This is a genomic window from Paucidesulfovibrio gracilis DSM 16080 (assembly GCF_900167125.1).
Taxonomy (GTDB): Bacteria; Desulfobacterota; Desulfovibrionia; order Desulfovibrionales; family Desulfovibrionaceae; genus Paucidesulfovibrio; species Paucidesulfovibrio gracilis.
In genome coordinates, this window is record NZ_FUYC01000015.1 from 38475 (window position 1) to 48517 (window position 10043).

At 59.3% G+C, this 10043-nt stretch carries 11 protein-coding genes; 5 read left to right on the top strand and 6 right to left on the bottom strand.

Annotation, left to right across the window (positions count from 1 at the left end; all coding sequences use genetic code 11):
• Positions 1-4: 4 nt before the first annotated feature.
• The 3 genes from B5D49_RS11950 to B5D49_RS11960 form a co-directional block, all read right to left on the bottom strand.
• Positions 5-448 carry a hypothetical protein gene (locus tag B5D49_RS11950; RefSeq protein WP_078717942.1) on the bottom strand — a complete coding sequence of 148 codons (444 nt, stop codon included), beginning with the start codon at positions 446-448 and terminating at the stop codon, positions 5-7.
• 424 nt (positions 449-872) lie between these two features.
• Positions 873-1442 (bottom strand): flavin reductase family protein, encoded by a 570-nt coding sequence (locus tag B5D49_RS11955; protein ID WP_078717943.1) that lies wholly within the window; start codon positions 1440-1442, stop codon positions 873-875.
• A complete protein-coding gene (locus B5D49_RS11960) occupies positions 1439-1765 on the bottom strand; it encodes a putative quinol monooxygenase (protein ID WP_078717944.1) in 327 nt (108 codons plus the stop codon). The genes B5D49_RS11955 and B5D49_RS11960 overlap by 4 nt, the downstream gene beginning before the upstream one ends.
• Before the next feature lie 320 nt (positions 1766-2085).
• On the opposite strand from B5D49_RS11960, the gene B5D49_RS11965 reads away from it, so the two are divergent.
• Positions 2086-2673 carry a pentapeptide repeat-containing protein gene (locus B5D49_RS11965; protein WP_159447220.1) on the top strand — a complete coding sequence of 196 codons (588 nt, stop codon included), beginning with the start codon at positions 2086-2088 and terminating at the stop codon, positions 2671-2673.
• 53 nt (positions 2674-2726) lie between these two features.
• Here B5D49_RS11965 and B5D49_RS11970 read toward each other — a convergent pair whose 3' ends face one another.
• On the bottom strand, positions 2727-3251 hold the full coding sequence (locus B5D49_RS11970; protein ID WP_078717946.1) for a nitroreductase family protein: 525 nt from the start codon (positions 3249-3251) through the stop codon (positions 2727-2729).
• A gap of 146 nt (positions 3252-3397) precedes the next feature.
• On the opposite strand from B5D49_RS11970, the gene B5D49_RS11975 reads away from it, so the two are divergent.
• Both B5D49_RS11975 and B5D49_RS11980 read left to right on the top strand, forming a co-directional pair.
• Entirely contained in the window at positions 3398-3787 is a 390-nt protein-coding gene (locus tag B5D49_RS11975; RefSeq protein WP_078717947.1) for a winged helix-turn-helix transcriptional regulator, read from the top strand.
• 315 nt (positions 3788-4102) lie between these two features.
• Positions 4103-5896 (top strand): sensor histidine kinase, encoded by a 1794-nt coding sequence (locus B5D49_RS11980; protein WP_159447221.1) that lies wholly within the window; start codon positions 4103-4105, stop codon positions 5894-5896.
• A 4-nt stretch (positions 5897-5900) separates the two neighbouring features.
• Here the strand turns inward: B5D49_RS11980 and B5D49_RS11985 are convergent, their stop codons facing one another.
• Positions 5901-7259 carry an L-serine ammonia-lyase gene (locus B5D49_RS11985; RefSeq protein WP_078717949.1) on the bottom strand — a complete coding sequence of 453 codons (1359 nt, stop codon included), beginning with the start codon at positions 7257-7259 and terminating at the stop codon, positions 5901-5903.
• A 140-nt stretch (positions 7260-7399) separates the two neighbouring features.
• Here B5D49_RS11985 and B5D49_RS11990 point away from each other — a divergent pair, with 140 nt between their 5' ends.
• Positions 7400-9016 carry a PAS domain-containing sensor histidine kinase gene (locus B5D49_RS11990; RefSeq protein ID WP_078717950.1) on the top strand — a complete coding sequence of 539 codons (1617 nt, stop codon included), beginning with the start codon at positions 7400-7402 and terminating at the stop codon, positions 9014-9016.
• A gap of 94 nt (positions 9017-9110) precedes the next feature.
• On the opposite strand, the gene B5D49_RS11995 is transcribed toward B5D49_RS11990, so the two are convergent.
• Positions 9111-9377, bottom strand: coding sequence for a hypothetical protein (locus tag B5D49_RS11995; protein ID WP_078717951.1), 267 nt, complete (start codon positions 9375-9377; stop codon positions 9111-9113).
• Positions 9378-9518: 141 nt separating this feature from the next.
• Here B5D49_RS11995 and B5D49_RS12000 point away from each other — a divergent pair, with 141 nt between their 5' ends.
• A complete protein-coding gene (locus B5D49_RS12000; RefSeq protein WP_078717952.1) occupies positions 9519-9935 on the top strand; it encodes a secondary thiamine-phosphate synthase enzyme YjbQ in 417 nt (138 codons plus the stop codon).
• The last annotated feature ends 108 nt before the right edge of the window (positions 9936-10043 follow it).

Below are 10043 nucleotides of genomic sequence, written 5' to 3' on the forward strand. Positions count from 1 at the left end.
CCCCCTAGTCCCCGAGACCTTCGCCGGAAAGCAACGCTCCGGTATGTTTCATCAGATTCCGAACGTCGCTGGCCAGCATGACCACGTTGAAGACGCCTTCGCCCGTGACCAGACGCAATGCCACCTTGCCCGCATACCCGGAAATAATCACAATGCGCAGCAATTCATCGCGGGTCAGATCAGGAATGGTCGGATCCGTGGGACCAACGCTTTCTGTTTGAATCGGATCATACGTGAACTCAAACGGCTTGAATTCATCATCAAATTCCGGCGGGGTGAGCAAATTAGTCATGGGATCCACCACGTCACCACCGGGGTTGATGTTGAACAACCCCCCGCTGCCGCCCCCACCGCCATAGGCAAAGGCGGACGAAGCGCAAAGCGCAAGCAGCGCCGCCGTCATGACGGCCACCACCATTTTTTTCCATTTCCAGCCATTTCCAGTCATTACATTCCCTCCAAGAACCTTTGGTTACATAACAAACACTACGGTTTACTTAGTACGCTACTCTAGCATCGGCAGTACACCCCGTCAAAACAGTTTCTATTTCCACCCATAGAAATTACCTATGCTGTTTCCATCCGACGTGCTCCAAAAAACGACACAACCAAAGACCATGGCAAAGGGTCTCTTCTTCCACAACACACTAATAAAAAATGGATAAAAGGACGGTTCGGCGGTTCAAAAAAATGCTTGCAAAGGATAACACCATCACTCCAACAGCCTTCTCCCGGGAGTTTCCCCCAAATTCAAAAGAAAACGTTCCTTTTTCGCACGCACACGACGCACGAAAAAGAAACGTTTGTCTTTTCAAACACGCTACGGCCAACAGCGAACGCGTTAGCCGAGCGTACAAAACTACTTTAGGCTGTTAGGCCATGTATCCCCGGCCGATGCTGAAGCCCTTGCCCAAAAACGGCCCGGATTTGTAATACATTTTGCCTCCCGTGCCGTAGAGCAGGGGCATGACCTTATCCAGTGCGGGGCGACCGTCCACCAGGACGTCCTGATCCGCCTTCACGTCCACGATTTCCCCCACGAACTGGGTGTGCAGACCGATTTCCAGCGTGTGCAGCAGACGGCACTCCAGAACCAAGGGGAACTCCTTGACATACGGGGCGTCCACAACCTGGCTCGGTTCAGGGGTCAGGCCCGTGACCTGGAACTTGTCCACGTCTCTGCCTGAGGCCATGCCGAAATAGTCCGCTTCCTTGGCGTATTGCTCGGACGGCACGCTCACGGTAAAGGCCTTGCGGCGCATGACATTGCCGTACGTATGCGTGGCTTTACGCAGGGAAACCGCCACACACGGCGGTTTGGAGCAGCAGACCCCGCCCCAGGCAATGGTCATGGCATTGGGTTTGTCGTCCTCGCCATAACTGCCCACGATCCATACCGGTGTGGGCATGGCCAATACTTCCGCTCCAAGTGAAACTTTCATGGTGCCTCCGTAGGTGCATTTTTCAAGTCCAACGGTTTCCATTCCAGCAGTTCCGGCGGCGAGGCCAACAATGGCCCGGCCGTTTCCTGAAACTGTTGCAAAAATGGCTGATTCTGGTGCAGCTCCAGCAATTCCCTGGTGGCCCAGCGCTCTAAAAGCAGGATGCGGCCGTCTTTTCCGCCATGAAAATCATAGGCCAGGCAGCCGGTGTCACGCCGACTGGCCCGCCCCAACCGCTCCAGGGCACGCATCAGGGACTCCCCGGCTCCGGGCCGGGGGGAAAAAATCACGGTCAACACGATTTCGCCAGGGGACGATGTCATTTTTTGTCTCCCAATCCGAGAGGTTATACGGTTGGCCGTCCAGGGACACTACTACGGACAGCCACAAAAGGACAACAATTATACAATACTTTTTTCTATACGCTGATCCGGTGTCTTTCCCATGGCGGCACATGCGGACCGGATCCATAGCGCAATAGGAAAGGGCGCCGCCGCATAGACCCCGCCCGGGCTTTTCCCGTTTACACGGGGTACCGCAAATGGTTCCCAGCTTGAGCAAAGCCTTTTATTCCGGTACGCTGAAACCAACGAAGCAGAGCATCTGCGCAGTGTCCCCGCCCACGGCCAACCGCGGAGTTTCCATGCCTTTTTCCAAGCATGATCTATACGAGGATCAAACCGTTACCCAGGTAACCTGCACGGGTCCGCTTCAGGACACATCCTTTTACGGCTGCACCTTTCAGAACTGTTCTTTTCAATCCTGCCGTCTGGTGAACTGCCGGTTTGAGGATTGCACCTTTGCGCAATGCAATCTTGCACTGGCCGTAATCGACGGGACGACCTTCGCCAATGCGGAATTTCAGGACTGCAAGCTTCTGGGGATCAACTGGTCCCCGGTAGGCGGATTCTTCACGGCCCGATACAAGGGCTGCGCTATGGAGAACAACGTCTTTGCGGATTTGGGGCTTGCGGAATTCAGCTTTACGTCGTGCTCGCTCCTGAACGCCTCCTTCTTCAACACGCGGCTCACCCGGGCCGTGTTCGAGGACTGCGACCTGGCGGGCTGCCGGTTCACGGACGCGGACCTGAGCTTTGCGGACTTCAAAACCGCCCGCAACTATCACATCAACGCTGAAACCAACACGCTGCACAAAACGATATTTTCCATGCCCGAGGCGGTTTCCCTGCTCTCCAACCTGGACATTGTCCTGGATGAGGAGTGGGCCTGACCGGCATCGCGCCATAAGCCACCAAAGCCGGGGCGGAACCGGTCCCGGCCGCCTCAACCCCGGACCTTGCCGTACCCGTCCCAATGCACGCGCTCGGGATTGAAGCGGTCCTCGCTCCGGCGCTCCTGGGCCGGGTGGCCGATTACGGCAAACCCGAGAGGCTTCACATTATCCGGCAGGCCGCACATGGCCCGAAACCCGGCTTCGCGGTCGGCGATGGGGTGTACCCCTGTCCAGACCGCCCCCAATCCCTTGGCATGAACCGCCAAGAGCAGGTTCTGCATGGCTGCGGAACAATCCTGCACCCAATAGCCCGGATATTTTTCCAGGGATGTGTCGCCGCACACGAGGATGCCCAGGGGAGCACCCGCGGCCATGCCCGCATAGGGGCTGAATTCCTTGACTCGCTCCAGCAGGGCGCGATCACGAATCACCACGAACTGCCAGGCCTGGGCATTGCCTGCCGACGGAGCCATCATCGCGGCCCCCAAAAGCTCCCGCACGGTCTCGTCGCTCACGGGCTCGTCCGTATACTTCCGAATGCTGCGCCGGGTATGCATGGCTTCAAAAACATCCATGTTCATTCTCCTTGTTTGCGTTTCCCTTCATTGCGAAGTAGAAACCTTTTCATCCATTGCATCCAAAGAATCAAGTACGCACTATATTGTAGCATAGTACCAAAAAAGAAACCGCCACACGCACGCCAAACCATACAGGAGCCACCATGAGCGTTCCCACCGGGCAATGCCCGCTCAAAAAACTGGGGGACCGCAGTTACCACTGCACCTTTGAACTGACCCTGCAAATCATCGGGGGAAAGTGGAAGCCCATGATCCTGTATCACCTGGGTTGCGACGGGGTGCACCGATTCAGCGAGCTGCGCCGCGCCCTGAACGGCATCACGCAAAAAATGCTCACCCAGCAACTACGCGAGTTGGAAGCCGACGGCATGGTTCACCGCGAGGTCTACCCCCAGGTGCCGCCCAAGGTGGAATACTCCCTCACGCCCATGGGCCGCACCATCATGCCCGTGCTCCGGCAATTGTGCGCATGGGGCAGCGAATACGAACGCCTGGCCGCCCAACAAGAGCAGGCCCACCTCCAGGCGTCCTGATCAGGCAGCGTAACGAAATGACCGTGGCCTTGTGGCTGGTTCCCGACGGCATCGGGGAAATGATATGCATTCAGCTTTGCTGTTTGCTCAATTCCCCCGCACTTCGGCAAACGGCTCAGGGCTAAGGTGGGTGCCGAACGGTGTCAGCGTTTCACGACCTTTTGCCGAAAATGGATCGGAAATAAAACCAAGGCTCTTGTGTGTATTGCCGTCGCACGGTATAGACCGGGAATGAATGTCCACCCCGCCGCAAATCTATCCACTTCGACACCAACAGCCAATCTGTTGTTACGCGTTCTGGTGGTGGCGGGTGTCGTGGCTGGCCTCACGCTCTTGAGTCAATACAATTTTCTTTTATTTCATAGCCTCTCCGAACTATTCAGCATCGCCATCGGCTGGGCCGCGTTCGGCATGTGCTGGAACTCCCGCGAGCGGTTGCAAAGCGGATACCTGCTCATCCTGGGCGTGGCCCTGCTCTGCGTGGGCGCCATCGACATGGTCCACACCGTCTCGTACAAAGGCATGGGCGTCTTTCCAAAGGACGATCCCAACCTGCCCACCCAGCTTTGGATCGCGGGGCGCTATCTCAAAGGTGCGGCCTTTGTTCTGGCCGGGCTGTTCCTGAACCGCCGCATTGCCCCGTTCCCCCTGTTGACTGGATTTCTGCTGGTCACCGCGGGACTGCTCGGCTCGATCTTCCTGGGCTGGTTCCCGGATTGCTTCATCCGGGGCAGCGCTCTCACCCAATTCAAAATATTCAGCGAATATCTGGTCTGCGTACTCTTCCTGATCAGCGGGTGGTTGTTCCTGCGCGGCCGTCGTCACCTGGACCCCGTACTCTTTCAGGTCATCATGGCGGCTCTGGTCCTCTCCATTGCGCAGGAAATGCTCTTCACGTTTTACGTCAGCGTGTACGGCCTTTCCAATCTCCTGGGGCACCTCACCAAGGTGACCGTGTTTTGGCTGCTGTATTACGGCATTGTGCGTATGGGCGTGGCCGAACCGCACCGCGTGCTCTTCCGCGAATTGGAAAACCACCGCGAACGTCTAGCCCGGAGCCGCGACCGTCTGGCCGAGGCCCAACGCGTGGCCGGGGCCGGGAGCTGGGAATGGACCGCGGACACGGGGGAAACGCTCTGGTCCGAGCAAATGTATCACCTGCTGAACAAAGATCCGGACACGTTCCACCCCGACCCGGAAAACCTGCGCCGCCTGTTCGGCGTCAAGGCCTGGGAGACGTACAAACGCCACCTGCTGCAATGCCTGCGGCGGGACGACCAGTGCGAATTCGAGGTCACCCTGCGTCTGCCCGGGGAAGCCGAGGTTCGCCATCTGGAAATCACCTGCCGGGCCACCCGGCGTGCTGACGGCAGACCCGAACGCCTCCTCGGTATGATGCGGGACGTGACCGGGCGACGAAATCTGGAAGCCATGCGAGAGGACGTGGAGCGCATCCTGCATCATGACATCAAATCCCCCATCGCCTCCCTGGTCAGTGCGCTAAAAATGCTCGCCCAGGAACCGGAAATACCGGCAAAGCACCGCAGCATGCTGGAAACCATGGGACAATCGGCGCGGGACGTCCTTCAGCTGGTGCAACGCTCCGTGGCTTTACGCCGCATTGAGGAAGGACAGTTCACCCCGGCGCGGGAGCGGGTCAACGTCATGAGGCTGCTAGGACAGGTGCGGACCCAGACGAAACGGCTTCGAACGCTGCGTTCCGTGTCATTGTCCATCCACATGCATCCGGATGGAGAAAAAAGAAAGCGGCCCGACACCCGAGGCGACGCTCCGCTCCTGCAATCCATGCTGGACAACCTGATCCGCAACGCCGTGGAAGCCGCCCCCCGGGAAAGCACGGTAACAGTGCACGTAGGGAACAGTCACGGCGTGAACATCACCATCCACAACCAGGGAACCGTACCCAAGGCCGTACGCCATCGGTTCTTTGATAAATACGCCACCCATGGAAAAACGGACGGCACCGGGCTGGGTACCTACTCGGCCAAGCTCATTGCCGAAGCCCACGGAGGCAAGATATCCATGCGCACGGGCCAAGAGCACGGCACCATCGTGACCGTTCGGCTCCCTGTGTTCGGCGAGGCGTGACGAGTCAGCAGTTGACCATACTCACGGCCAGTCCGCCCCGCGACGTTTCCTTGTATTTGGTGTTCATGTCCCGGCCCGTTTCGGCCATGGCGTGAATGGCGCGGTCCAAATCCACCACATGATGGGCGGGCAGTTCCGCGGCCGCAATAAGATACGCGTTGTACGCCTTGACCGCGCCCATGGCGTTGCGCTCAATGCAGGGAATCTGCACCAGCCCTTCCACGGGATCGCAGGTCAGACCCAGATGATGCTCCAGGGCGATTTCCGCCGCATTTTCCGCCACACGGAAATCATGCCCGAATCCGTAGGCCAACATAGCCGCAGCCATGCTCGAGGCCACGCCCACTTCCCCCTGGCACCCCACCTCGGCTCCGGCGATGCTGGCGTTGTGCTTGCAGAGGAATCCCACGGCAGCGGCGGCCATCAACCCCCGGCGCACGGCCATGCGCGGCAGTTTGAAGCCATCCAGCATGACCTTGATCACGGAGGGCAGCACGCCGGAAGCTCCGGCCGTGGGCGCGGTCACCACGCAATGCCCGGTGGCGTTTTCCTCAGCGGCGGCCACGGCGTAGGCGTTGAGTTCCAGCAGAAAACGATCGCGGATGCCCTTTTCGCAGGCGCGCAACAGCAAGGTCGGCCCCTTGCGGTTCAGGCCGATGCTTCCGGGCAAAACACCTTCGGTGTTCAGGCCGTTGTCCACGGCCGCGAGCATGACGTCCACCAGCCGGTCCAACCCCTCCACCACCTCTGGCATGGAGCTGCCGGTAACGGCCTGTTCATTTTGCAAAATCAGCTCATGCAGGGGCAGTCCGGTACGATGCAAGGCCCGGCGTAAATCCAGCATGGTGGAATACGGATGTTCAGGGTTGCCGGTTTCCGGCGCGACCCAGCCCTTCCATTGTAAAAACCCGCCGCCCACGGAGTAATATTCCTGCTCCAGCAGGATCTTTTCGCCGCCCATGAGACGAAATATCATGGTGTTGGCATACGGATGGTCGTGGTGAATGGCGCCGAAGACGATATCCCCGGGTTGCAGAGGGATTTCCCGTCCGCCCAGGTCCACGCGGTGCGGCTCCTCGGGCCGGGTCAGGCGGGAGAGCAGATCCGCGGGGCAGTGTTCCGGACAGTAGTCCAACAGCCCACCGATCACAGCGCGATCCGTTCCATGCCCCTGGCCCGTTGCCGAGAGCGATCCCAAAAGACGCACCTCAAACCGTTCGGCCAAATGCAGCGCCTCCCGGGGCAAGGCACGGCAGCGCCGCAAAAAATCCCGCCCCGCCCGCATGGGCGCGATGGTATGGGAACTGGACGGTCCGGGACCAATCTTAAATAATTCGAACAGCGACGTGGTCACATGGCGCATATGTCGGTTCTCCTCCCTCAAGAGCAGGATACCCGCTCCGGCCCCACCGCACAACTGGGAATCTCCTTCTTTTCCAGTCATTGCCGTGGTGACTGGAAATTATTCTTTCCTCAAACACAAAGCCATGGTATTTTCTTTCTATGCGTCGCTTTATCCACGCAACAAGCCGAAAGCGTTCCCGAAACGACAAACGCTTCCCAAGACGTTCCCTGTTTTCAGGACGGGATCGGCTTTTACAACGGCAACTTCAGCAGGCCTCGGCCCAAGAACCGCAGCAAACGCCGCCAGCAGATGCCCCTGCCGACGAGGAGCAAGACATTGAGCGGCGCATTCTCTCCCGGGCCGTGGAACAAAGCCCGGTTTCCGTCGTCATCACGGACACGCAGGGCTGCATCGAATACGTGAACCCCCAGTTCACCAAGGTCACCGGCTACACCGCCGAAGAAGCCATCGGTCAGAATCCGCGCATCCTCAAATCCGACAAACAGCCCGCCGCGTTTTACCGTATCCTCTGGCAGACCATCACTTCGGGCCGCGACTGGAACGGGGAATTCTGCAATCTGAAAAAAAACGGTGAGGAGTACTGGGAAAAGGCCACCATTTCGCCGGTCAAGGACGCCACCGGCAAGATCACCCATTTTCTGGCGCTCAAGGAAGACATCACGGCCCGCCGTCAGGCACAGCTGCGCCTGCGCGAAAGCGAGGAGCGCTACCGCCAGATGGTGGAAGACACAGACAACATCGTGACCCGCGTGGACGCCGCCGGCAATTACACGTTCCTAAGCCGTGCGGCCAAGCGCCTGTTCGGGGAGACCGCCCGAGTCGGCTCCCTGGCCTTTGAAAACGTACACCCTGACGACCGCGCCCGCACCATGGAGTCCTATAGCCGGTGGATCACGGACCAACCCCGCCGGATACAATTTGAAAACCGCGTGTTGGATGCCTCGGGCGAAACCCGGTACATCCACTGGACCATTTCCTTCCGTTTCGGACCGGACGGTTCCCTGCGGGCCACCACCTCCATCGGACACGACATGACCCGGGACCACCAGCTCCGCCAGCTTCGGGAGGACGTGGACCGCATCACCCGGCACGACCTCAAGGCGCCGCTCCTGGGCATTATCTCCGTTCCCCAGCTGCTGCTGGAACAAAAAAATCTTACCGAAGATCAACGCGGACTGATCCAGGCCATGGAGGACGCTGGATACCACATGCTGCGGCTGATCAACCTCTCCCTGGACATCTATAAAATCGAGACCGGCGCATACCGCCTGCGCCCGCGCAAGGTGAACCTGCGCGACGTTCTGGAACGGGTCATCACCGGCATTGCCCGCAGTTTCCCGGGGCGAAAGGTGCTGGTGGAACGGCCGGACCTCGAGCCTGAACAGCTGGAAACGGAACGCACCAGCCCCTACCTTATTTATGGCGAAGAGCTGCTTTGCCACTCCACGCTCTCCAATCTGTTGCGCAACGCCCTGGCCGCAACCCCCAAGGGGGAAGTGACCCGGGTGACGCTCTTCCCCGGAGAACCGGCACAGGTGACCATCCACAATCCCCTGCCCGTTCCCAGAGAGGTGCGTCATCGGTTCTTCGAAAAATACGTCAGCTCCGGCAAGGCAAGCGGAACGGGCCTGGGCACCTATTCCGCCCGCCTGCTCACCCGCGTGCAAAACGGCATACTGAACATGCAGACCTCGGAAAAGGACGGGACCACCCTGACCATCACCCTGCCCCGTCCGCCCGAACACGCCCGCTGACAGGCGGCCGCCGCTGGACAACACCCCAGAAGGTTTCCCCGAGTCCTCCCCGAACCCAATTCCAGGATCCCCCCGCCTGCAACCGCTCAATGCATCAGGGCGGAAATTCCTCATCCCTGTTGCGCACATCCTCGCGCCAGGGGCTGGCGGGATAGCAGCACCCCATGCCCACAAACAGGGCGCGGCGTGCCTCCCGATCCCGCTCAACATGGCCCACCAGGGCGCAAAGGTAGCGCCCCAGCTCCTCACTCCAATACACCTCCGGACAACGGCGGCAATACCCGTGCAGCCGATGCGAAAGATCGCACTGGTCATGCAGGCAGCACCAACCGCAACCGACACATGGCAGGGATTCAGACAACGAAAAGAACCGCCCAAGTGAACCTGGAGGCGGCAAAAAGCAGGGTATTCACGATAACTCCAAACTTGATGGCGGACCACACGGCCCGTATGGTCACGGTACGCACCTACCCGCAAAAATCAAATTGCAAGGAGCCGACGCATGAAATCCCATCGGACGGAATTGACATTCCAAGTACCCACACGCCGCGCCTTCATCAACATCACCCCGCAATGCCGGGACGCCCTGGCCGAATCCGGCATCCGCGAGGGACTCATGCTGGTGAATGCCATGCACATCACCGCGTCCGTACTCATCAACGACGACGAATCCGGGCTGCACCACGACTATGAACAATGGCTGGAGCGGCTCGCCCCGCACGAGCCTGTGTCGGGCTATCGGCACAACGTGGGCGAAGACAACGCGGACGCGCACATGAAACGCCAGGTCATGGGCCGGGAAGTGGTGGTGGCCATCACAGAAGGAAAACTGGATTTCGGCACCTGGGAACAAATTTTTTACGGCGAATTCGACGGGCGACGCCCAAAACGTGTGCTGGTGAAGATCATCGGGGAGTGAGACCGTTCGTCGCGGCCAACGCGTATACCGACGACGCGAGGGGGAGTGGAGCTTTTTGCGGCAACGAAGCAGATTGCCGTTTGGATGCACCCAAGCTGGTCCCAAATG